The sequence below is a fragment of the Siminovitchia terrae genome, assembly GCF_003605405.2.
Lineage (GTDB): Bacteria > Bacillota > Bacilli > Bacillales > Bacillaceae_C > Siminovitchia > Siminovitchia terrae.
On record NZ_QYTW02000030.1, the window covers coordinates 1 to 22,434 of the forward strand.

The window sequence follows — 22,434 nt, forward strand, 5'->3', positions numbered from 1 at the left end:
CCTTGTGAGAGCAGGACGTCGCCGGGCAATGAAGAAAAACATGGAGTCAGTCGACTTCATGTTTTTTTGTTGAGGAGAAAAAAATTTCCTTCTTCAGGCATTCGCAATAACATGCCGTTTTCGCACGATAATGTCTAATTTCGCACGATAAAATGAGAAATCGCACGATAAACTCGATTTTCGCACGATTCTCCAGGAATTCGCACAATAACCGGTTCGCAACCAAAAACATGATCTAGAGGTTAAAATTATAACCGATTCGAAAACAAAGAAACTCGAGTCAGAGGTTAAAACAAGAATGGACCGCACTCTCAAACACGGGCCACAGACAAATCAAAAACAAAATCGTGCACCTCGCCAGCATCAGTACCGTTTTTCTTCGCATCTATGCACTCGGTAATTTGAAACAGCCCAAAAGTTGCAATAAGAACAGTATTTCTTTAGTAAGTTTCTTGCTTTTTTCCGACCCTTTCATTATAATAATCAAGACAAGTTCAATTTCATCTTTTATTGTCGCGGGGTGGAGCAGTCTGGCAGCTCGTCGGGCTCATAACCCGAAGGTCGCAGGTTCAAATCCTGCCCCCGCAATTACCTTCTTATTTAATAAAATAAACAAAGTTAACCTTAGGGGAGGTAGAGGAGCCTAAGGTTTTTTTGTATAATCAACTAAGGAGTCTTTTATGAAGACGTATGAAATAATCTCAAGTAATCCAGAAGACACCTTGGAGATTGCCCGCCGATTAGGAAAAATATTGAAACCGGCAGATGTTTTACTTCTCGAGGGTGATCTCGGTGCGGGAAAAACAACTTTTACAAAAGGTTTGGCTTCTGGTCTTGGAATAAAAAGAAATGTAAACAGTCCGACCTTTACAATCATTAAAGAGTATCATGGTCGGATTCCGTTATATCATATGGACGTATACCGTTTGGAAGATTCGTTCGAAGATCTGGGATTTGATGAATATTTTTATGGTGATGGTGTAACCGTGGTGGAGTGGGCTCAATTTATTGAGGATCAGCTTCCACAAAGTCATCTGTCTCTATACATTTATCATGAAAACCAGAACCAAAGACGTATTGTTTTTCAACCGACGGGGACAAGGTATGAAGCATTATGTGAGGAGCTTTTTGATGAAAATCCTGGCAATTGATACTTCCAATGACGTGCTTGGTATTGGTCTTGTAGACGAGACGAAAGTCATTGGCGAATATATTACAAATTTGAAGAAAAATCACAGCATCCGCGTCATGCCTGCCGTTGAACGCCTTCTTGCTGACTGTGAAACAAAACCATCTGAGTTGGATAAAATTGTTGTAGCGGGCGGACCTGGGTCGTATACGGGTGTACGGATTGGAGTGACGATTGCTAAAACGATGGCTTGGAGTCTGGGAATTCCGCTATCCAGTGTCTCAAGCTTGGCGCTTCTGGCAACTGCAGGCCGTTATTTTCCAGGGGTTGTCTCTCCAATTTTTGATGCAAGGCGCGGATTGATTTATACAGGTCTTTATCGGATTGAAGACCAGGACCCTGTTATGATAAAAGAAGATCAGAACATACCTGCAGTGGAGTGGGCAGAAATATTAAGGAAAACCGGTGAATCTGTATTATTTGTTGGGAATGATATCGACATTCACAAGGAGACTTTCCGTTCTGTCCTTGTGGAAAAGGCACATTTTGCCACGGTTGGTGAATTTAATCCCAGGCCGGGTGAGCTTGGTTTGTTGGGGATTAACCGGCCTGAAGAAAATATTCATACGTTTACTCCAAATTATATCCGGCTTGTTGAAGCTGAGGCCAAATGGCTGGAGAGACAGGGGAAAAAGACCAATGATTGATCGCAGCATGGAAATAACGAAAAATATATCGTTTCGTCTTGCTACAATGGAGGATATTCAAAAGCTCTATCAAATAGAGAGCCGTTCATTTTCGGCCCCATGGCCTGAGGAAGCTTTTTATAATGATATTGCCCATAATCGTTTCGCCTCCTATGTATTTATTGAGGTAGATGGCGTACAGGCAGGCTATTGCGGCGTTTGGCTCATACTGGATGAGGCACATATAACAAACATAGCCATTCTTCCTGAATTTCGGGGACACAAGCTTGGAGAAAAATTGCTGTGCAAAGTGATGAGCTTGGCTAAGGAAGCTGGAGGAAAAACGATGACGCTTGAGGTTCGCGTCAGCAATCATATTGCAAAATCTCTATATAAGAAGCTAGGATTCCAAGAAGGCGGTATTAGAAGGGGTTATTATACCGACAACAAGGAAGATGCTCTGGTTATGTGGGTGAATTTATGAGTAAGAAAGATCTAATTGTACTAGGAATTGAGACAAGCTGTGATGAAACCGCGGCTTCAGTAGTAAAAAATGGAACGGAGATTCTTTCAAATGTGGTGGCATCTCAGATTGAGAGCCACCGCAGGTTCGGGGGTGTTGTTCCTGAGCTTGCATCAAGGCATCATGTGGAGCAGATCACGATTGTCATTGAGGAAGCTATTAAAAAAGCGAAGATTACCTTCGATGATGTTGATGCGATTGCAGTTACGGAGGGACCTGGGTTGGTCGGTGCCCTTCTAGTGGGGGTTAATGCGGCGAAAGCCTTAGCATTCAGTTTGAATAAACCGCTTGTCGGGGTTCATCACATCGCGGGTCACATATATGCCAACAGGCTGATCACCGATTTTACATTCCCTTTATTATCGCTTGTCGTTTCAGGCGGTCATACAGAACTGATTTATATGGAAAAAGACGGGGCTTTTCAAGTGATTGGTGAAACGCTTGATGACGCCGCGGGGGAAGCCTATGATAAGGTGGCGCGAACCTTGAATTTGCCTTATCCCGGTGGCCCGCATATTGATAAACTTGCACAGGTGGGAACTCCTAATATTCAGTTGCCAAGAGCCTGGCTAGAAGAAGGATCATATGATTTCAGCTTCAGTGGATTAAAATCTGCAGTTATCAACACATTACACAATGCGGAACAGCGAGGGGAAAAGATATCCCCAGAGGATTTGGCTGCCAGTTTCCAAGCAAGTGTTATTGAAGTTTTAACGGCAAAAACTGTCCGTGCCGCTAAGGAGTACAGTGTGAAACAGGTGTTGCTTGCAGGCGGGGTCGCGGCTAATAAGGGATTGCGCGCTTCATTGGAAAAAGCTTTCAGCGAACTAGATGAAGTTGAGTTGATCATTCCTCCGCTATATTTATGCACAGATAATGCCGCTATGATTGCTGCAGCAGGCAGCATGTTGTATGAAGCCGGTAAAAGAGGCAAGCTTGATATGAATGCAAATCCGGGTTTGGATATAGAGAATTTTTGATGAGGCAGGTGGGTTCTAGGTCCATCTGCTTTTTAAATTCAAACGTCTAAGTTGTTAATAACATTTCCCTTAATGCGGCAGCCTGAGTCATAGGCGAAATGAAGCTGGATGAAGTAAATACGATATAGTGTAATGGAGATCAGTCACTTTGCAAGCTCCGCTCCTTCTTCAGAACTCTTGTTGCGCTTTCTTATGTTCGATTTTTAACTTCATTCAGCAGAAATCTCCCACTTCTGTAAGTGGTGAGATGAATGCATTTTGGTATTCCCTTCAGTAGGGGTTCAAACCCCGGCTGAATAAAGTTAAAGCCTCCGGCGGATGCCACAGATTTTGAGAGGAAATTTATCGAGCGGAGCTCGATAAAATCTGGGCGCAAATACGCCAAGGCGCATTTGATGAATTTGTGGAAATGTTAATAATAAACAATGAAAATTAGAAGTTATACATAAACAATCCACAAACCTGTGGATAATGTGGATTAATCAAAAGATGTTTGTGGATAATGTTGATAGGTTTGTTCATAACTTATAAATATTGAGCTTACTTTGTGAGTAAACCTGTGAATATTGAGCAACTAAAAAGTACAGGTACTCCTTTTTGATTGTGAGGGTGGCTGAAACAATTTCCAAATGATAAAAACAGGCCCGCACACGCAGGGCCCGTTTAAGAATCCATCTCTTCTGAAAGCTCAGTCCATTCTCCCATAAGCTTATCGACTTCTTCCTTAAGCTTTTCGACTTCCAAATGGATGGCCAGCGATTGTTCATGATCTTCGTATATATCGGGTTGGCAGAGCAGTTCTTCTTTTTCTGCTAATTCGTGTTCCAACTGCTCGACGCATTCCTCAATTTCAGAGATTCTACGTTTTCGCTGCCTGTCCAGTTTTCTCATTTCTTTTTCGTGTACATACGAACTTTTATCCACAGTTTTTGAAACAGCTTGACTTTTTTGCTCTATTTTTTCACGTGCTAGTTTTTCAAGCTCGTTCATTTCTGCTTTTTTCTCAAGAAAATAATCATAATCCCCAAGGTATTCCACAGTTCTGCTTTCTGAGAGCTCAACAACCTTAGTCGCAATCCTGTTGATGAAATAGCGGTCATGGGAAACGAATAAAATTGTCCCCGGGTAATCCACAAGCGAGTTCTCCAACACTTCTTTGCTGTCTAGATCCAAGTGGTTGGTCGGCTCGTCTAGTATGAGAAGGTTGGCTTTTTGAAGCATCAAGATGGCCAAAGCAAGGCGTGCTTTTTCACCACCGCTTAAAGATGAAACAGTCTTCAATACATCGTCACCGCTGAACAAAAAGTTTCCCAACACTGTCCGAATGTCTTTTTCACTGGTCAAAGGGTAATGATCCCACAACTCCTGCAGCACCGTTTTGTTGGATGACAAATCAGCCTGTTCCTGATCGTAGTATCCAATCTGGACATTGGAGCCGTATTTCATTTCTCCTGATAAAAGCGGCAACTTTTTAAAGATTGTTTTCAACAACGTGGACTTTCCGATTCCATTAGGCCCCACAAGAGCAATGCTGTCACCGCGTGTCAGGGAAAGCTCAATGTTTTTGGCCAAAGGACTGCCGTCATATCCAACAGTCCCGTCAACAAGTGAGAAAACGTCATTTCCAGTTTGCTTTTCGATTGAAAAAGAGAAGGAAGCGGATTTTTCATCGCCGGCAGGTCTGTCCATGATCTTCATTCTTTCCAGCTGTTTGCGCCTGCTTTGGGCACGCTTGGTTGTCGATGCCCTTGCCAAGTTTCGCTGGATGAAGTCCTCCAGCTTCGCTATTTCTCCCTGCTGCTTTTCAAAAAGCTTCACATCCCGCTCATATCTTTCCGCTTTTTGCTCTAAATATTTGCTGTAGTTTCCGTGAAATATTGAAATTTCATGTCTGGACAGCTCGTACACTTGTGTTACGATTTGATCCAAAAAATAACGGTCATGCGAAACGAGAAGAAGCGCACCTGGATAATTTTGCAAATACTTTTCAAGCCATGCCATAGTTTCTATATCTAAATGGTTTGTAGGCTCGTCCAATATGAGAAGATCAGGTTTCGTTAAAAGAAGTTTGGCTAAAGCTAAGCGGGTCTTCTGTCCGCCGCTAAGTGTCGATATATGAGTATGGTGATCTTTTTCAAAAAATCTGAACCCATGGAGAACAGAGCGGATATCGGATTCATATTGATAACCACCAATTTCTTTGAAATCCTCCTGAAGACGATCGTATTCCGATAATAATTTTTCATATGCGCCTTCTTGCTGATAATTGGCAGGATCAGACATCTTCTGCTCAATGTCGCGAAGTTTTTGTTCCATTTCCCTTACATCATCGAATACGCAAAGCATCTCTTCCCATATTGTCAAGTTTGATTCCAAACCTGTATGCTGCGATAAATAGCCGATCGTTACATCTTTCGGCTTAATAATCTGCCCTGAATCATAGGATAATTCGCCAGCGATGATTTTGAGTAAGGTGGACTTTCCTGCACCGTTCCTTCCAACAAGCGCGGTTCGGTCCTTGTCATGGAGCTCTAGCTTGATGTTTGATAAGATCAGATCGGCACCAAAGTATTTGTCGATCTGTTGCACCTGTAACAATTGCATGATTTTACACCTCTAATCATAGACAGTGTACCATTTTTTCAGTTTTTGACAATCAACAATTTGTCACTAATAAGAAAAGCGAAAGCACCTTGGCCAGCGCGGCAAACAAGACGATTCCCGAGGAGGCAGTTCTTCAGCCACCACAGGGAAGGGGCTTGATCCTTGCGAGGCTAGGCGCTGAGCTGGACAAAAACAAATCTTCCTTTGAATAAAATTTTCCATAACAAGTTATACTTTCTTCACTAACGAGAAAAGACAGGCTTGACAAAATAGTGTATGATGGATGAGAGGTGTTGAGCGTGGATAAACTGACCCATTTTAATGAACAAGGCAGGGCTCAAATGGTGGATGTAAGCGGAAAACCTGAGACCGTCCGTACCGCCATCGCCCAATCCAGTATCGAAGTCAACAACACGATTTACGAACATATTAGCCAAAACAAGGTAAAAAAAGGAGATGTCTTGGCAGTCGCTCAGGTTGCTGGCACTATGGCAGCCAAAAAGACGTGGGATATTGTTCCGATGTGCCACCCAATTCCCTTGAAAGGCATCAATTTTTCTTTTCAATGGCACGATGGAAAAGATGATCAAAAACAACTTGTTATCCAGGCTTCCGTGAAAACGATCGGAAATACTGGTGTCGAAATGGAGGCATTGACAGCCGTTTCTGCTGCAGCGCTCACTGTTTATGATATGTGTAAGGCCATTGACAAAGGAATGGTGATCGGACCGACTTTTTTAATAGAGAAAACAGGTGGAGTATCCAGTAAAGATTATCGTCGCTAGGTTTGTTTTTGGGTTTCTTGCCAGCAGTCTTGACTAGCTGACTGGCATTTCGCATATAAATCATTGGCATCTAGTCTTGGAGGATTGGATAATGAACGAAGAAACGACAAAAATACCACAGGCAACAGCCAAACGGCTGCCGCTTTACTACAGATTCTTGAAAAATTTACATGTTTCGGGAAAACAAAGAGTTTCATCCGCTGAGCTGAGTGAAGCGGTCAAGGTTGATTCGGCTACAATTCGCAGGGATTTTTCTTATTTTGGGGCGCTTGGAAAAAAAGGATATGGGTATAATGTAAACTACCTACTTACTTTTTTTCGAAAAACATTGGATCAGGATGAACTTTCAAAGGTTGCTTTGATTGGCGTTGGAAACTTGGGAACGGCTTTTTTACATTATAATTTTTTGAAAAACAATAATACAAAGATTGAAATGGCTTTTGATGTGGACAAAGAAAAAATCGGTAAAGAAATTTGCGGTGTCAGGATTTATGATATGGATGAATTGGAGGAGAAGCTTGAACAGGAAGAGATAACGGTTGCAATTTTAACCGTTCCTGCAAGCGCCGCCCAGACGATTACCGACCGAATTAAACAGGCAAATGTGAAAGGTATTTTAAATTTCACACCGGCGCGGCTCAATGTCCCGTCTTCCATTCGGGTCCATCATATAGATTTGGCAGTTGAGCTTCAATCGCTAATCTATTTCTTGAAAAATTATCCTAATGAGGACACGGAAAATTCACAGGATAAAAAGAATTTAAATGGCTAATTAAATAGGTTTCCGTTAAAATAATAGTATGAGGAGGTGGGCCCCTATGGGTATAGGTCCAGGAAGTTTTATTATTATCGCACTTGTAGCTCTATTGATTTTTGGTCCAAAGAAGTTACCGGAACTAGGTAAAGCAGCGGGAAGCACGTTGCGTGAATTCAAGAATGCAACTAAAGGGCTGGCAGACGACGATGAAAAGGAACAGAAGAAAGACTCCGATAAGTGATAGGATGAACGACATGAATCAGAAGGATATGACGATTCTTGATCATATAGAAGAATTAAGAAAACGGCTGATGATGATAGTCGTTTTCTTTGTGCTGGCGGTTGTTGTCAGCTTTTTTTTATCACAGCCACTTATTAAATGGCTTCAACATGCAAGTGTTGCCCAGGATATAACAATGAACGCTTTTCGGGTGACCGATCCGTTTAAGGTGTTCATGCAAATGGCGTTTGTACTGGCATTTATTATAACCTCGCCGGTTATTTTATATCAGTTGTGGGCGTTTATCAGCCCTGGCTTATTAGAGAAGGAACGGAGAGTGACGCTCGGCTATATTCCTGTTTCCGTCACATTGTTTTTAGCAGGGCTCCTGTTTTCATATTTTGTCCTTTTCCCGTTCGTTATTCGCTTCATGATGAGCTTATCGGGGAATATGGAGATTCAGACGACGATTGGAATCAATGAGTATTTCCATTTTCTATTTCAGATCACCATACCATTTGGCGTGCTTTTTCAATTACCGGTTGTCATGCTGTTCTTGACACGGCTCGGAATTATAACGCCGGCCTTTTTGAAGAAGGTCCGAAAATACGCATATTTTATTTTAATCGTGGTAGCGGCATTCATTACTCCGCCGGATGTCATCTCACATATGATGGTGACGGTGCCCTTGCTTATCCTGTATGAAATCAGCATATGGATTTCAAAAATAGGCTATAAAAAGTCGCAGGCTGCGGAAGCGGAGCAGGCGCGCGCATTAAATGATCCACAATAAAAATACAGGCATCCTACTGTTGTAGGATGCTTTTTTCTTGTAATAATTTATTTTTCACTAAACGCTGCGTCCAGCTCTACATAAGGACTAGTGCAAGCTAAGTGACTCCCTCGGGAATCATCTTATGCTTGTTGGGGCCAAAATAATAAAACTTAAAATTTCTCCTTGACAGATTATTTGGCATGAGATACGATGTATTCACATCAATCGTAAGACACAAAATAACACTAATTAAATAAGTTTTTCTTATCCAGAGAGGTGGAGGGACTGGCCCTTTGAAGCCTCGGCAACAGACCATAGGGTACTGTGCCAATTCCAGCAAGCCTGTAAAGCTTGAAAGATAAGAAGAGAACATTGAATTTTTAAGGTAAAACCTCTTCTTATTGTATTTAAGAAGAGGTTTTTATTTTTGTGACTTAGGAGGGGAATATGTTGGCAAAAATTGATAAAGATGCTGTGAATGACATCGTTTCTGCGTTAAGAAAGATTGAATACGGTTCGTTGGTCATCACGGTTCATGATGGAGAAGTGACACAGATTGATACGACTGAAAAAAAGCGTTACAAAGTGGAAGGGAAGAAAAGGAAGGCCCAATGATGGAAAAAAGTGAATATGTTTGCCGATTAGACAACTAAAGGCATCTTTCTATTCAATATGAATGGAAGGATGCTTTTTTTACTAAAAACGATAGGGAGGCAAGAGAGACAATGAATTATAAGCTTGGAATACTTGATCAAAGTCCCGTTTTTCTAGGGAGAAATACGTTTGAAGCATTGCAGCAAACCATCCATCTTGCTCGTAAGGCGGAGGAATGGGGTTATTCACGCTTTTGGGTGGCTGAGCACCATCATATGGAGGATGTAGCGGGTTCTTCCCCAGAAGTGCTAATATCACATTTGCTTGCACGAACGAAATATATCCAGATTGGGGCAGGCGGGATCATGCTCCAGCATTACAGCCCCTATAAAGTGGTGGAAAATTTCCACGTATTATCAACCCTTTCACCAGGCAGGGTTGATCTAGGGGTTGGGCCTTCGCCCGGCGGGCTGCCTTTATCAACAAAAGCTTTGCAATATGGAACCGAGAATAATGGAAAAGATTTTGAAGATCGGCTGAAATTCATAAAAGCGCTTGTGGATGATACAGTTGGAAAGCACCATCCACTTGCTGGAATACAGGCTTTGCCTAGACCGCCGATCAAGCCGGGAATTTTCCTCCTGGGAGGCAGCGCAAACAGCGCAAAGCTTGCGGCCGAATTAGGCTTGCATTTTGTATTCGCCAATTTCTTAGTCAGCAGTGAAGAGGTATTGGCTCAAGCGGCTAAAATATATCGAGAAAATTATCCACAAGGAACCTTCATAGCAGCCGTTTCTGTTATGGCAGCGCCTGATCAAAAAACGGCAGAAGAGCTGGCAAATGAACATAGATTATATGAGATTAATCTTAGCAGCGGTCGAACTTTGAAAGTCCAATCGCTCCGGCAGGTCACAGCCTATGAAAAACAGGCAACTGAACCATTTGAAGTAAAGGAGATCAAAGCGGATATGATAGCGGGAACCGCATGCAAAGTGAAAGCCGCGCTCACTCGACTTCATGAAGTATATCACATCGATGAATTCATTGTTCATACGCCCATTCGAAAGGAGAAGGAACGGCTTCGCTCGTTTGAACTGTTAAGCCCTTTGCCTGCCGAAGAAAGAATCTTAGAGCAGGTATAGTAAAATTTAACTTCATTCAGCAGAAGTCTCCCATTTCTGTAAGTGGTGAGATGAATGCCTATTGGTATTCCATTCAGTGGGTCCAAACCCGGCTGAATAAAGTAGAAGCCTTCGGCGCCACAGATTTTTAGAAGAGATTTATCGAGCGGAGCTCGATAAAATCTGAGCGTAAATACGCCAAGGCGCATTTGATAATATAAATCACACTATTTTGATGTGCATAATAGGAGGTTATAATGGCTTGTTTATTGAACCGGTCAATTTTGGTCAAGGAAATGGAGGAAAAGGAAAGAGAGACAGTACGCGGAGTGCTGGTTGATAGTTATCAACAGTTTGAAGCAGTGTTCGATCCGGAACGGTGGACCGACTATTTGAATGAACTGATTTCGTCTATTGATCATCCAAATATTGATAAGCTTTTGGTCGCCAAACGGGATAAGGAGGTACTTGGCAGTCTGCAGTTGTTTCCGTCGGCCGAAAAAGCCTATACGAAATGGGATGTTCAAATCGATGCTCCCATTATTCGCTTCTTGGGTGTTCATCCCCTGGCAAGAGGACTGGGAGTAGGAAGGGAGCTTTTGAAAGCGGCCATATCCTATCTTGAAACCCAAAGGGCAGCCAGTGTATTTTTGCACACGACTGACACGATGGAACAGGCCATCAAACTATATGAAAGTTTCGGCTTCATCCGTGATCTGTCCAAGGAATTTTATACAGATGATCGGTTGATCAAGTGTTACAGATTTGATTTGAATTAAAAAACGGGGGATAGAAAATGAAATTGAAACAGGGATTATTAGTATTGTTGGCAGCTTTCGGATTATTGCTCGTGACAGGGTGCGGCGCCCAAAAGGAAACTTCAGCCGAACATCCCGAAAAGGAAGAAAAACAGAAAGATGTAACGTTAAAAATAGCAGCTTCATCTACACCGCATGCTGAAATTCTTGAATTCATCGGACCGGACTTGGAAAACGAGGGCATTAAATTGGATGTTTCAATCGTTTCTGACGGCATTCAAACGAACCAGCAAACAGCGGATGGGGAGTTGGATGCAAACTTCTTCCAGCACACTCCGTATCTTGAGCAGGTTAACAAAGACAGCGGACTGGATCTTGTAAATGTAAAAGGAATCCATATCGAACCATTTGGCATCTATTCAAAAAAAATTGACTCAATCGAGGATTTGTCCAAGGGAGCGAAAATAGCATTGCCGAAAGATCCGGTAAACTTTTCCCGTGCGTTGGAGCTCTTGGCGGCTAATGACATCATTGAACTGGATGAGTCAAAATTGGGGGATTATGTGCTTACTGATATTGTAACAAATGAAAAAAAGTTGGAGTTCATCCCGGTTGATAGTGCAGTTTTAGTCCATTCTCTTGATGATGTAGAAGCATCTGCGATCAATACGAACTATGCTTTGGAAGGCGGTTTTAAACCTCTTGAGGATTCATTGATTATTGAAGGAAACGAATCGCCTTATGTCAATATTTTAGTTTCACGGAAAGATAACCAGAACGATGAAGCAATTACGACGCTTGCTGAAGCACTTACAACGGAAAAAGTGAAGAAATTTATTTTAGATAAATATAAAGGGGCAGTGGTGCCTGCGTTTTAACTTCATTCAGCAGAAGTCTCCCACTTCTATAAGTGGTGAGATGAAAGCATGTTGGTATTTNCCTGCGTTTTAACTTCATTCAGCAGAAGTCTCCCACTTCTATAAGTGGTGAGATGAAAGCATGTTGGTATTTCATTCAGTGGGGGTTCAAACCCCGGCTGAATAAAGTAAAAGCCTCCGGCGGATGCCACAGATTTTCAAAGGAAATTTATCGAGCAGAGCTCGATAAAATCTGGGCGCAAATACGCCAAGGCGCATTTGATCGGATAAGAAAAAATAAAACTAGATGTTTTGGTATATGTCTAGCTGCAACGTACAGGAAGTACTAGTACAGGCGAAGCGACAGGACGTCGGCTAACATACAGGAAGTACGAAGCTTGTCTAAGGCCACCAGTGAGGAACTGCCTGCCTTGCGCTTTTCTTATAGAATGGGAGGAGATTTTTCATGATTGAATTCCGCCGGGTCTCAAAAGTGTTCAGAAGTGGAGAAAAAGAGATTGGGGCATTAAAGGATGTAAATTTGACTGTGGAAAAGGGAGATATCTTCGGAGTTATTGGCTTTAGTGGTGCTGGAAAAAGCACATTGATCCGAACAGTCAATCTGTTGGAATATCCTACTTCGGGTGAAGTAATCGTGGAAGGAAAAAGCTTGGCAAAGATGTCGGAGAAGGAATTGCGGAAGGCTAAAAAAAGTATCGGGATGATCTTTCAACACTTTAACTTGCTGCATTCCAAGAGCGTTTTTGAGAATGTAGCTATGCCATTAATTCTTAGTAAGGGGAAGAAAAAGGAGATTGAGAAACGTGTCCATGAAGTTCTCCGATTTGTCGGGTTGGAAGATAAAGCCCAAAATTATCCCGGCCAACTTTCAGGCGGACAAAAGCAGAGAGTAGGCATTGCTCGGGCTCTTGTAACGAATCCCTCTATCCTGTTATGTGATGAAGCCACTTCGGCCTTAGACCCACAAACGACCCGTTCAATTTTGGATTTGTTGAAGCGAGTGAACGAAGAATATAAAATCACGATTTTAATCATTACACACGAAATGGAAGTTATTAAGGAAATTTGCAACAGGGTGGCAGTTATGGAAGACGGCCGAATCATTGAAAAAGGGTCGACATTTGATATTTTTGCCCACCCCCAAACTGATACGACGCGCAACTTTGTCCGGACTGTTGTCCAAGATGAGATTCCAGAAAGTGTCTATCCTTTTTCACCATCTAATGAACATCCCGGCCGGATTTTTAAAATGAATTTTATCGGATCCAGCTCAGGGCAGCCTGTCATATCCAAAACTGCAAAGAGTTATGATGTGGAAATCAATGTGTTATTTGGAAACATTTCGGAGTTGCAAGGAATTCCTATTGGTCATTTGATCGTGGAATTGATAGGAACAGAGTATGAAATTGAACGTGCATTAAGATTCATCACTACGCAAAATATCGAAGTGAAGGAGGTTCTGGAAGATGGAAGTCAGTACAGAGTTGATTTTGAACGCCTTGTGGGAAACGCTCTACATGGTTAGTATCTCACTTTTTTTCGGGGGAATTCTTGGGATATTCCTTGGCGTTTTGCTAGTTGTGACAAGGAAAGGCCACATATTGGAAAATCGCTGGGTTTTTTCCATAGTGAATCCGATCGTTAATACGTTCCGTTCCATTCCGTTTATCATTCTACTCGTCGCTATCATCCCGTTCACTAGGCTTGTCGTCGGAACGTCAATTGGAACGACAGCAGCTATTGTACCACTTGTCCTTCATATCGGTCCATACTTCTCCAGGCTCGTGGAAAATTCATTACTTGAAGTGGATGAGGGGATTATTGAAGCGGCAAAGGCTATGGGGGCTACTCCATTTCAAATCATACGCCGATTCTTATTCCCGGAAGCCTTCGCCTCTTTAATACTGAGCTTAACTACCGTAACGATCGGATTGATCGGTGCTACAGCGATGGCGGGTGCTGTTGGAGGCGGTGGCCTTGGTGATGTGGCAATTACCTACGGTTATCAGCGGTTTAGTACGATTACGATATTTGTGACAGTTGTGATCCTTGTTTTGCTTGTACAAGGGATCCAAAGTATAGGAAACTTCCTTGAAAGGAAAATCAGAAGAGTACATTAATGCGGGGAAAGCAGAGAGGAGCATGAATGGTGAAAAAATGGTTGATATCTATATTGATTCTTGGAATGCTTCTGGCAGGATGCTCCAGCAATACAACGAATGCGGAAGAAGAAACAGTAAAAGTTGGAATCAGGAGTAACCATACAAGGGTTTGGGATTATTTGAAGGATGAAGCCAAGAAGGAAGGCATTAACATCGAGATAGTCAATTTTTCCTCAGCAGTTGATCCGAACCAGGCACTAGCAGAAGGGGATATCGATATCAATTCTTTTCAGCATGTGGCTTATTTAGATGCCTTTAATGAGAATACGGAATCTGACCTTGTCCCGATTGGAACGACAATTATTGCTCCACTCGGTTTATATTCCATAAAATACGATTCCTTGGAGAAGCTTCCGGATGGAGCCAAAATAGCTGTACCAAATGATGCATCCAATTGGGGCAGAGCGCTGCTACTGTTGCAAGAAGCTAGGCTCATAAAAGTTGTAGAAGATTTTGATGGCAATGGCGGAGAAGACAAAATCAAAGAGAATCCGAAAAATATTGATATTGTTCCTGTTGATGGGGCTAGTGCTCCGCGAGTGATGGAAGATACGGATGCCTCAATTATTAATAATGGTGTTTCAATGGAGGCAGGGCTTTCTTTAGCTGATGCGCTTATCCATGAAAGTAAAACGGCAAAGCCATACATTAACATTATTGCGGCTAGGAGTGAAGACGAAGATAACAAAATTTTCAAGAAAATTGTTGATCTTTATCAATCGGAAAAGACAGCAGAATTCATTGAAGAGGCGTACAAAGGGAATTACTTGCCAACGTTTATTTCGTTAGATGAGCTAAGCACTTATAAGGAGACATACTCCAACTGATAAGGAGAGATTTTCAAAATGGCACGGAAAAGACAAATCAAGCTAGCAGCATATTTGATCGGATCGGGCATGCATTTCACTTCATGGAGGCACCCACAATCGAACCCGGTTGCAAGCATCGATGTGAAGGCTCTGCAGAAACTTGCTCAAATTGCAGAAAAAGGGAAATTTGATCTCGCCTTCATTGCCGACAGTTTGGCGATCAACCATGAGTCGCATCCACATATCTTGAATCGTTTTGATCCGGTTGTGTTAATTACGGCATTAGCTGCGGCAACTGAAAAAATCGGGCTGGCTGCGACAGCTTCAACGACATATAGTGAACCTTATGTGCTGGCACGCCAATTTGCTTCAGTTGATCATATAAGCGGCGGCCGAGCCGGCTGGAATGTTGTCACGACTGCTGACGCCACTGGCGAAACAGCCCTAAATTTTAGCAGGGAAAAGCATTGGGAACATGATCACCGATATGAAAGAGCAGAGGAATTCATTGATGTCGTCCAAGGGCTTTGGGATTCATGGGAGGACGATGCGTTCATTTATGACAAGGAAAGCGGGCAATTCTATCATCCGGAGAAAGTGCATGAGCTTCGTTATGAAGGGGAATATTTCCAAGTGAAAGGTCCATTGAACATTGCGAGGTCACGGCAGGGGCAGCCTGTGATCATTCAAGCGGGTGCCTCTGTTCCGGGACAGCGGTTGGCAGCCCGCACAGCGGAAGTTGTTTTTACCCATTGGGATGATCTTGAAGAAGCCAAACAGTTTTATCAAAAACTGAAATCACAACTGAAGCAATTTGATAGAGAAGAAGATGAGTTTCATATTCTTCATGGAATCTCTCCAATTGTTGGGGAAACGGAAGAAGAGGCTGTTCGAAAATATAATGAACTTCAACAGCTTGTTGATCCTTATGAAAGTTTAAGGTTCGTTTCAGGATATATGGGAAATGTGGATTTTTCCAAATATACACTGGATACTCCCGCACGCAAAGTAGAGTTTCCCAAGGTGAACAGTATTCAAAGCCAGTTTAATGAAATGAAGAAAATAATTGATCAAGAGAATTTAAAAGTTGGAGATTTATATACGAGATTTTTTGGAGCTGCAAAACGCGATGGATTCATCGGAACGCCGGTGCAGGTAGCTGATGAAATAGAAAAATGGTTTACGGCAAAAGCGGCAGATGGGTTTATGATACAATTTCCGCTGTTGCCAAGGGACCTGGATGATTTCGTAACGCACGTTGTTCCAATTTTACAGGAGAGAGGTTTGTTCCGCCTGGATTACGAGGGAGACACGCTTCGTGAACATCTCGGTTTACAGGTTCCAGAAAACCGCTTTGTATCAAAAGAAAAGCAGTTCAGCACGTTTTAACTTCATTCAGCAGAAGTCTCCCACTTCTGTAAGCGGTGAGATGAAAGCCTATTGGTATTCCATTCAGTGGGGGGGCAAACCCCGGCTGAATAAAGTTAAAGCCACCGGCGAATGCCACAGATTTTCAGAGGAAATTTACCGAGCGGAGCTCGATAAAATCTGGGCGCAAATATGCCAAGGCGCATTTGATAAGGAGAGGGAATGAAATGAGTCATATTGTGATCTTGTCGGGAAGTCCATCAGCATTTTCTAGATCCGATAAAGTATTGAAGTATTTAGGAGAATTGCTTGAAAAGGAGCGTTTTTCCGTACAGTATATATCTGTCAAAGATGTGCCACCGGAGGATTTGATCTATGGCAAATTTGACAGTCCGGCAATTGAAAGAATTTCTTACGACATTCAAGGAGCAGCCGGTGTCATTATCGGGTCACCGGTTTATAAAGCAGCTTATTCAGGTGCCTTGAAGACCTTGATAGACGTCCTACCACAGGATGCATTTAAAAATAAACCGGTTTTTCCACTGATGACAGGAGGAAGCCCGGCACATTTATTGGCAGTTGAATTTTCGTTGAAACCGCTCATTGCTTCTTTAAAAGGGCATAGTTTACAGGGGCTTTATGTATTGGATAGCCAAATCGATAAGCATTTGGAAGGAAGCCCGTTTCTTGAAGATGAGATTTTATCCAGGACCAAAAAGCGGCTTCATGAATTTATCAGCGCTGTTAATAATAATCGGCTAGTAGCTATTTGAAGGTATTGAAGGGCACGAAGTGCTGTTGATTAAAAAATCAGGTGAAAGGAAACCAAAAATGGTTGCCTTCACCTGATTTTTTATTTAAGATGAAATATTTTGTTCGAATTAAGTTTTTTAATGTTCAGGTACGACGTACAGGACGTCGCGCCTGAGCCTGCCGACGTACAGGAAGTAATAGTGCCACCGAAGCCACAGGATGTGGCGGCTTGAGGCGGCCAAGCGCCATCGGCGCAAGGATCAACTCACGCGGAAGTTTATTCAGGAAGAATGTGCTCCTGTGGCACAGTTTATTCAAGGAAGCATATGTTTCCCTCGTCGTAATGCTGCATGAAGCAACTTAAGGAAGCTCTCATGATGTAATTGAAATAAGCAGCTTTGCTGTGGTGGCTGAGGAACTCCCACATCAAAATTCGCCTTGTGCTTGTCGCCTAAGGCTACGCGCCTTTCGCTTTTCTTATTTTTGTCCATTTTTTAAGCGGAAGTGGAGAGAGATCAGTCGAAAGCCTGCCCCAAAATCGAAGGTGGCTAAAACGATCAGTAAGTATGCCATGAAACCCCATTCGTTCAACTTCACTTGTTGAACGGCGAAAAAAGTGAACACGACCCCAAGCGTGATATAGATCAAGCCGGAAAATAACGGCGACCTCATAAAAAGAAACCTCCCATCCACTGTACCGAGTGTATAAAGCTTTGAATATTTTTCTCCAGGTCTTCTGGGACGAATCGCTGCGCCACAACGACAAGTGTGTTCATCATGACGTGAGCGATAATTGGAACGATAATCCTTTTGGTTTGTACATACAAAAAAGCGAAGACAAATCCCATTGCTGTATATAAAATCAAGTGGATTGGCTCCATATGTGCAAAAGCAAAGATGACAGAGCTAATGACTGCCGCCATTCCAAACGGCAGTCGGTTATAGAGCGTCCCGAAGATGACCTTTCTAAAAACAATTTCTTCTAGGATTGGCCCGATAATGGAGCTAATCAAAACAATTGCAGGAAAGAGATCAATCAACTTTAAAATTTCCTGCGTATTTTCCGACCCCGGAGTTACACCAATCACCTGTTCAATGGCTACTGCGATGACTTGTGCAAAAAAGGCCATGAAAATCCCGGCCACGGCCCAAGCAAGGGACAGGCCGAATGAAAGGGGGGCAGCCCGTTCAATTTTATTATGTTTTTCATTTTTCCAAAGAAGAAACAATACGATGGCCAGTCCAACGAAAAAACTAAAAACAAGCCAGTAACCTGTCGCTTGGATCTCCGCTTCCTTAGGAGAAAGGTTGAAGCCTTTTATTCCGATCGCATAAAAAAGCGGCATACCGATAAAGACGGATAGCTGCATAGCAATATAGGTCATGACAATAAAGATATATCTTCTATTCATAAAGTTAAGTCCCTTTCAACGATATAAAAACCGCAAATCCCATTTTACTAATAAATACAAGGGGATTCAAACCGGGAGCCTTCGAGGCTCATACTCCTACAAGGAATAGGACATATGGAATCGTCAGCAAACTGACAATCGTCGTGATGAACGTTGTGAATGAAACTAGATCAGGCTCTGTATCAAATTGGATTGCCAGCAAAGTCGTATTGGCTGCGGCCGGCATGGACGCTTGGATGAAAAGTACGGCTTTGATCAAATCATCCATGGGCAAGAAATATAAAATAAGAAGAGCAATCAACGGTGACAATATCATTCGAATGCCAACAGTAGCTGAGACGAACCTGTAGGCGACTCGCTTTCTTTGCATGGCGGCCAGCTGCATTCCGAGTACAAGCATGACGGTCGGAATGGAGGCGTCTGCAACGAGTTCAACGGCATTCATAATGGTACCAGGCAGATGAATGGAAAGAAGCTGTAAAGCAAGACCAAGGATTGCTCCATAAATGACAGGCATCTTGATCACTTGCATGACAGCATCCCGAATCGATGCATTTTCTTTTCCACCAATCGACGCCACTAGGATTCCAATTGAGTTCATCAAAAATGACTGAAAAACCATCATGATGACCGCATAATCGAAGGCAACTGCCCCGAGGGCAAACAGTACGACTGGTGCTCCATAGTTTCCGCTGTTCATAAACGCTCCGCCCAGAATCATTGCCGAGAGCTTCTGCTTGTCCGATCGCATGAGCAAGCCCGTTATCCAAGTGACTATAATTAGAATGAACGATAAAAGACAACAAAATAGAAAGATATAAATATAGTCCATCGTGACTTCATTTGTATAAAAGGTACGGAAGGCGAGAAATGGCGACATCAAATAAAGCGCCACTTTCGAAATGGATTTTATATCGAATCCGATGAGCTTTTGCCCAAGCCATCCTGCAAAAAATATTAAAAAAACAGGTAGTACAATTAAAAGCAAGTCCACGGGGCGTTCATCTCCATTTGTGTATCTTACTCTATCATACCAAATAGAGGCTAAGCAGATGGACTGAGATTGTAAAAAAAACAAACCATCTATTAAGAGATGGTTTGGACTTTGATAGAATACTATAAAACTTTGCTCAAAAACGCCTTCGTCCTCTCGTTGTTCGGTGAGCCAAAAATTTGTTCAGGAGGTCCCTCTTCAACAAGGAGCCCCTGGTCTATGAACAATACGCGGTCCCCCATTTCCCTCGCAAATCCCATCTCATGTGTTACAACCACCATGGTCATTCCATCCATTGCCAATTGTTTCATGACATCAAGGACTTCTTTGACCATTTCGGGGTCAAGGGCAGAGGTGGGTTCGTCAAATAGCATGACTTTTGGTCTCATCGCCAACGCTCTGGCAATGGCTACTCTTTGCATCTGACCTCCTGATAACTGCTCGGGATAGGCATTTGCTTTGTCTCCGAGACCGACCTTTTGTAGCAACTGATGCGCAAGCTCCTCGGCGTCACGAAGATTCATTTTCCTGATTTTTATCGGAGAAATTGTGATGTTATCGAGTACTGTCATGTGAGGAAAAAGATTGAACTGCTGAAAAACCATTCCCACTTCTTTCCTGATTTCATTTATATCTGTTTGGGGATCATTTATTTTGACGCCGTCAATATAAATGGAACCATCTGTGATTTCTTCCAATAGGTTGATACAGCGAAGGAAAGTGCTTTTTCCCGATCCGCTCGGCCCGATGACACAGATGACTTCTTTTTCATTCACTTTGTAATCGATCCCTTTTAAGACTTGCAGTTGTCCGAACGATTTATGAAGCCCTTGAATTTTAATCATTTGTTCACCTCTATTGTTGAGCGGCCAAATGTGAATATTCGTCTCCTTTGCCGCGGAATGTAGCTATTGCTGAAACGTTTTTCCACATAGGCTATCACTTTTGTAAATAGCCAGGTGAGGACTAAGTATAAGATAGCTACTGTTATATAGGGCTCCCAGAATCTGGCGTAAGCTCCGGCAACAACTTTACCCGCGTAGAGCAGGTCGTTTGCCGCAATAACAGTGACAAGAGATGAGTCTTTCAATAATGCGATCAATTCGTTCCCAAGAGGAGGGACCATCCGCCGGAACGCTTGCGGAAGAATGATATGTTTCATAGCTACGCTTCTTGGCATCCCAAGTGATCTAGCCGCTTCCATCTGTCCTTTTTCGATCGATTGGATTCCTGCCCGGATAATTTCTGCATTATAGGCTCCACAGTTAAGCGCAAGAGCAATCGATCCAGATACAAAATATCCTAGGGAGTGTCCAAATACGGACGGAATAAGGGCTAAGTGGATAAGCAGGATCTGCACCAATAGCGGTGTTCCACGGAAAAAGTCTACAAAGTATTTACAAGGATAGTAGATCCATTTTCTTTTGGACAGCTTGCCCATTCCGATAAACAGACCTAAAATGATTCCGCTTACATAACCGACAGCGGTGAGGGCCAGGGTGATCCACAGCCCCCGGATAAACAGCTCCTTGTAGTTCCAAATCATATCCAGCCGAATATCTAAAAAATCTATTATAACCACCTCCAGATTGAGTAAACGATGTTCATAGACTAAGAAGCAACTTCTTACTCAACATCAAAGCCGGTGATCTCTTTCAACTTTCCGTTCTCTTTAACTTTTTTGATTCCTTCATTTAATAGATTGACAACCTCAGAGTTTCCTTTTTTAACCATCAATCCATAATATTCTTTTTCCGCGCTGTCATCTTCAACGATTTCAACTTCTACGTTCGGATTATTTTTAATGTACTCGTTAACGGTGGAGTTATCTCCAACAGATGCGTCCGCATTTCCGTTAAGTAACTCTTCAATGGCAAGCGGCATTGTTTCGGAAGCTATGATCTTAGAACTTGTTTTGCCTTGAATTTCTTTCATCATTGTGTGGCCTGTTGTGTTAATTTGAACGGAAACTTTCTTATCTTTTAAATTTTGGAAGGATTTAATATCCGATTCTTTTTTCACAAGAATGACCTGGTTAGCGATGTAGTATGGTTCAGAAAAATCAAAGGATTCCTGGCGCTCTTCTGTGATTGTAATAGAAGAAACCGCGAAGTCCACTTCTCCGTTCTCTACTGCAGGAAAAAGAGGCTCCCAGCCGATGTTCTTAAATTCAACTTCAACACCAGCTTCTTCTGCAATCGCCTTCACTATATCGATGTCAATACCGACGATATTTCCGTTATTATCCATATATTCCATTGGTGCGTATGTAGCATCTGTTCCGACAACGAGTTTTTTCTTACCGTCGCTGTCGTCATTACTGCCGCTTGCAGGTTCCGCATCATCTGTTCCTTTTCCGCAGCCAAGTAATAGGGCAGTCAAACTTAATAAGAGAAAACCCAGTGACCAAAAGCGTGATACCTTTTTCATAATGTTTTTCCCCCTTGTTATTTTCTACATCATTCTGAAGTCCGAAATTTTTCTGTTACTTCTGATGATTACCACAATTATAAGCGAATTGATAGAGTGAATCAATATGACAATTATTTTTGAAAAATGTGTTTTAGAGCGAAATCAACGCTTTAACGCGTTATCGCAGCGGGGGTCAGACCCCCTGTTGTTTGTGCAGAATAGTTTATTGGACTGAAAAAACGCCGCATTCCGACAAATTGCCTCCTACGGATGACTCGAATTATGGAGAAACTTTTTTTAAAAATGAATGGTTAAGGCTTGCAAATGGAAAACAAATTATTTAATATAATACTTGTGTTAGCACTCATGGTGTTAGAGTGCTAATGAAAAATCTACATATACTTTAAGGAGGTTGTTTCACTTGTTAAAACCACTTGGGGATCGTGTAATCATTGAACTGGTGGAGTCAGAGGAGAAAACAGCGAGCGGCATCGTTCTTCCGGATTCTGCGAAGGAAAAACCGCAGGAAGGTAAAGTAGTTGCTGTTGGAACAGGACGTGTACTTGACAGCGGCGAGCGTGTTGCACTGGAAGTATCCGAAGGAGACACAATCATCTTCTCTAAATACGCTGGTACAGAAGTGAAATACCAAGGTACTGAATATTTAATTTTACGTGAGTCTGACATATTGGCTGTTATCGGCTAATAAAAAAG

The 22,434-nt window shown here is 42.4% G+C and carries 27 protein-coding genes, 1 tRNA gene and 1 riboswitch; of the genes, 21 read left to right on the top strand and 7 right to left on the bottom strand.

The genetic code is table 11. From position 1 onward, the window contains the following. Nucleotides 1-514 precede the first annotated feature (514 nt). From D5F11_RS21320 to tsaD, 5 genes are all read left to right on the top strand, one after another. A tRNA-Met gene (locus D5F11_RS21320) sits at nucleotides 515-588 on the top strand. Between the two features lie 92 nt (nucleotides 589-680). Then, a complete protein-coding gene (gene tsaE, locus D5F11_RS21325; protein WP_120118257.1) occupies nucleotides 681-1,151 on the top strand; it encodes a tRNA (adenosine(37)-N6)-threonylcarbamoyltransferase complex ATPase subunit type 1 TsaE in 471 nt (156 codons plus the stop codon). Continuing rightward, complete coding sequence (gene tsaB / locus D5F11_RS21330) at nucleotides 1,132-1,836, top strand: tRNA (adenosine(37)-N6)-threonylcarbamoyltransferase complex dimerization subunit type 1 TsaB (protein ID WP_120118258.1); 705 nt, start codon at nucleotides 1,132-1,134, stop codon at nucleotides 1,834-1,836. The genes tsaE and tsaB overlap by 20 nt, the downstream gene beginning before the upstream one ends. Continuing rightward, a complete protein-coding gene (gene rimI, locus D5F11_RS21335) occupies nucleotides 1,829-2,299 on the top strand; it encodes a ribosomal protein S18-alanine N-acetyltransferase (protein WP_245998283.1) in 471 nt (156 codons plus the stop codon). Before tsaB ends, rimI begins: the two co-directional genes overlap by 8 nt. Continuing rightward, nucleotides 2,296-3,318 carry a tRNA (adenosine(37)-N6)-threonylcarbamoyltransferase complex transferase subunit TsaD gene (gene tsaD / locus D5F11_RS21340; protein ID WP_120118259.1) on the top strand — a complete coding sequence of 341 codons (1,023 nt, stop codon included), beginning with the start codon at nucleotides 2,296-2,298 and terminating at the stop codon, nucleotides 3,316-3,318. Before rimI ends, tsaD begins: the two co-directional genes overlap by 4 nt. A 663-nt stretch (nucleotides 3,319-3,981) precedes the next feature. On the opposite strand, the gene D5F11_RS21345 is transcribed toward tsaD, so the two are convergent. Further along, on the bottom strand, nucleotides 3,982-5,922 hold the full coding sequence (locus tag D5F11_RS21345) for an ABC-F family ATP-binding cassette domain-containing protein (protein ID WP_120118260.1): 1,941 nt from the start codon (nucleotides 5,920-5,922) through the stop codon (nucleotides 3,982-3,984). 299 nt (nucleotides 5,923-6,221) lie between these two features. On the opposite strand from D5F11_RS21345, the gene moaC reads away from it, so the two are divergent. From moaC to ssuE, 15 genes are all read left to right on the top strand, one after another. After that, entirely contained in the window at nucleotides 6,222-6,707 is a 486-nt protein-coding gene (gene moaC, locus D5F11_RS21350; RefSeq protein ID WP_120118261.1) for a cyclic pyranopterin monophosphate synthase MoaC, read from the top strand. 91 nt (nucleotides 6,708-6,798) lie between these two features. Further along, nucleotides 6,799-7,479 carry a redox-sensing transcriptional repressor Rex gene (locus D5F11_RS21355; RefSeq protein WP_120118262.1) on the top strand — a complete coding sequence of 227 codons (681 nt, stop codon included), beginning with the start codon at nucleotides 6,799-6,801 and terminating at the stop codon, nucleotides 7,477-7,479. A 46-nt stretch (nucleotides 7,480-7,525) separates the two neighbouring features. Continuing rightward, on the top strand, nucleotides 7,526-7,705 hold the full coding sequence (locus tag D5F11_RS21360) for a twin-arginine translocase TatA/TatE family subunit (RefSeq protein WP_120118263.1): 180 nt from the start codon (nucleotides 7,526-7,528) through the stop codon (nucleotides 7,703-7,705). 13 nt (nucleotides 7,706-7,718) lie between these two features. Then, entirely contained in the window at nucleotides 7,719-8,477 is a 759-nt protein-coding gene (tatC, locus tag D5F11_RS21365; RefSeq protein WP_120118264.1) for a twin-arginine translocase subunit TatC, read from the top strand. A 243-nt stretch (nucleotides 8,478-8,720) separates the two neighbouring features. Further along, nucleotides 8,721-8,824, top strand: a riboswitch (SAM riboswitch). 85 nt (nucleotides 8,825-8,909) lie between these two features. Beyond that, entirely contained in the window at nucleotides 8,910-9,074 is a 165-nt protein-coding gene (locus tag D5F11_RS21370; RefSeq protein WP_244862217.1) for a YezD family protein, read from the top strand. A gap of 110 nt (nucleotides 9,075-9,184) precedes the next feature. Further along, the gene (locus tag D5F11_RS21375) at nucleotides 9,185-10,195 is read left to right on the top strand and encodes an LLM class flavin-dependent oxidoreductase (protein WP_120118265.1); all 1,011 of its coding nucleotides are present in this window, start codon (nucleotides 9,185-9,187) and stop codon (nucleotides 10,193-10,195) included. A gap of 236 nt (nucleotides 10,196-10,431) precedes the next feature. Next, nucleotides 10,432-10,953: a GNAT family N-acetyltransferase gene (locus tag D5F11_RS21380; RefSeq protein ID WP_120118266.1), complete on the top strand. Its 522-nt coding sequence runs from the start codon at nucleotides 10,432-10,434 to the stop codon at nucleotides 10,951-10,953. 17 nt (nucleotides 10,954-10,970) lie between these two features. After that, nucleotides 10,971-11,810: a MetQ/NlpA family ABC transporter substrate-binding protein gene (locus D5F11_RS21385; protein ID WP_120118267.1), complete on the top strand. Its 840-nt coding sequence runs from the start codon at nucleotides 10,971-10,973 to the stop codon at nucleotides 11,808-11,810. Between the two features lie 113 nt (nucleotides 11,811-11,923). Continuing rightward, on the top strand, nucleotides 11,924-12,139 hold the full coding sequence (locus D5F11_RS21390; protein WP_126646653.1) for a hypothetical protein: 216 nt from the start codon (nucleotides 11,924-11,926) through the stop codon (nucleotides 12,137-12,139). Nucleotides 12,140-12,255: 116 nt separating this feature from the next. Next, nucleotides 12,256-13,335: a methionine ABC transporter ATP-binding protein gene (locus D5F11_RS21395; protein WP_120118268.1), complete on the top strand. Its 1,080-nt coding sequence runs from the start codon at nucleotides 12,256-12,258 to the stop codon at nucleotides 13,333-13,335. Next, complete coding sequence (locus D5F11_RS21400) at nucleotides 13,277-13,930, top strand: methionine ABC transporter permease (RefSeq protein ID WP_120118269.1); 654 nt, start codon at nucleotides 13,277-13,279, stop codon at nucleotides 13,928-13,930. Before D5F11_RS21395 ends, D5F11_RS21400 begins: the two co-directional genes overlap by 59 nt. A gap of 26 nt (nucleotides 13,931-13,956) precedes the next feature. After that, on the top strand, nucleotides 13,957-14,799 hold the full coding sequence (locus tag D5F11_RS21405; protein ID WP_120118270.1) for a MetQ/NlpA family ABC transporter substrate-binding protein: 843 nt from the start codon (nucleotides 13,957-13,959) through the stop codon (nucleotides 14,797-14,799). 18 nt (nucleotides 14,800-14,817) lie between these two features. Further along, nucleotides 14,818-16,170: an LLM class flavin-dependent oxidoreductase gene (locus tag D5F11_RS21410; RefSeq protein WP_120118271.1), complete on the top strand. Its 1,353-nt coding sequence runs from the start codon at nucleotides 14,818-14,820 to the stop codon at nucleotides 16,168-16,170. A 40-nt stretch (nucleotides 16,171-16,210) separates the two neighbouring features. After that, the gene (locus tag D5F11_RS26870; RefSeq protein ID WP_185830836.1) at nucleotides 16,211-16,375 is read left to right on the top strand and encodes a hypothetical protein; all 165 of its coding nucleotides are present in this window, start codon (nucleotides 16,211-16,213) and stop codon (nucleotides 16,373-16,375) included. 1 nt (nucleotide 16,376) lies between these two features. Further along, complete coding sequence (gene ssuE, locus D5F11_RS21415; protein WP_120118338.1) at nucleotides 16,377-16,922, top strand: NADPH-dependent FMN reductase; 546 nt, start codon at nucleotides 16,377-16,379, stop codon at nucleotides 16,920-16,922. Nucleotides 16,923-17,379: 457 nt separating this feature from the next. On the opposite strand, the gene D5F11_RS21420 is transcribed toward ssuE, so the two are convergent. The 6 genes from D5F11_RS21420 to D5F11_RS21445 form a co-directional block, all read right to left on the bottom strand. Next, the gene (locus D5F11_RS21420; RefSeq protein WP_120118272.1) at nucleotides 17,380-17,574 is read right to left on the bottom strand and encodes a YdiK family protein; all 195 of its coding nucleotides are present in this window, start codon (nucleotides 17,572-17,574) and stop codon (nucleotides 17,380-17,382) included. Next, a complete protein-coding gene (locus D5F11_RS21425) occupies nucleotides 17,571-18,314 on the bottom strand; it encodes a CPBP family intramembrane glutamic endopeptidase (protein WP_120118273.1) in 744 nt (247 codons plus the stop codon). Before D5F11_RS21425 ends, D5F11_RS21420 begins: the two co-directional genes overlap by 4 nt. 88 nt (nucleotides 18,315-18,402) lie before the next feature. Then, nucleotides 18,403-19,308 (bottom strand): AEC family transporter, encoded by a 906-nt coding sequence (locus D5F11_RS21430; protein ID WP_120118274.1) that lies wholly within the window; start codon nucleotides 19,306-19,308, stop codon nucleotides 18,403-18,405. A 122-nt stretch (nucleotides 19,309-19,430) separates the two neighbouring features. Then, entirely contained in the window at nucleotides 19,431-20,153 is a 723-nt protein-coding gene (locus tag D5F11_RS21435) for an amino acid ABC transporter ATP-binding protein (RefSeq protein ID WP_120118275.1), read from the bottom strand. Beyond that, complete coding sequence (locus tag D5F11_RS21440; RefSeq protein WP_244862216.1) at nucleotides 20,150-20,854, bottom strand: amino acid ABC transporter permease; 705 nt, start codon at nucleotides 20,852-20,854, stop codon at nucleotides 20,150-20,152. The genes D5F11_RS21435 and D5F11_RS21440 overlap by 4 nt, the downstream gene beginning before the upstream one ends. A gap of 80 nt (nucleotides 20,855-20,934) precedes the next feature. Next, nucleotides 20,935-21,738 (bottom strand): basic amino acid ABC transporter substrate-binding protein, encoded by an 804-nt coding sequence (locus D5F11_RS21445; RefSeq protein ID WP_120118276.1) that lies wholly within the window; start codon nucleotides 21,736-21,738, stop codon nucleotides 20,935-20,937. A gap of 403 nt (nucleotides 21,739-22,141) precedes the next feature. Here D5F11_RS21445 and groES point away from each other — a divergent pair, with 403 nt between their 5' ends. Beyond that, on the top strand, nucleotides 22,142-22,426 hold the full coding sequence (gene groES / locus D5F11_RS21450; protein WP_120118277.1) for a co-chaperone GroES: 285 nt from the start codon (nucleotides 22,142-22,144) through the stop codon (nucleotides 22,424-22,426). The last annotated feature ends 8 nt before the right edge of the window (nucleotides 22,427-22,434 follow it).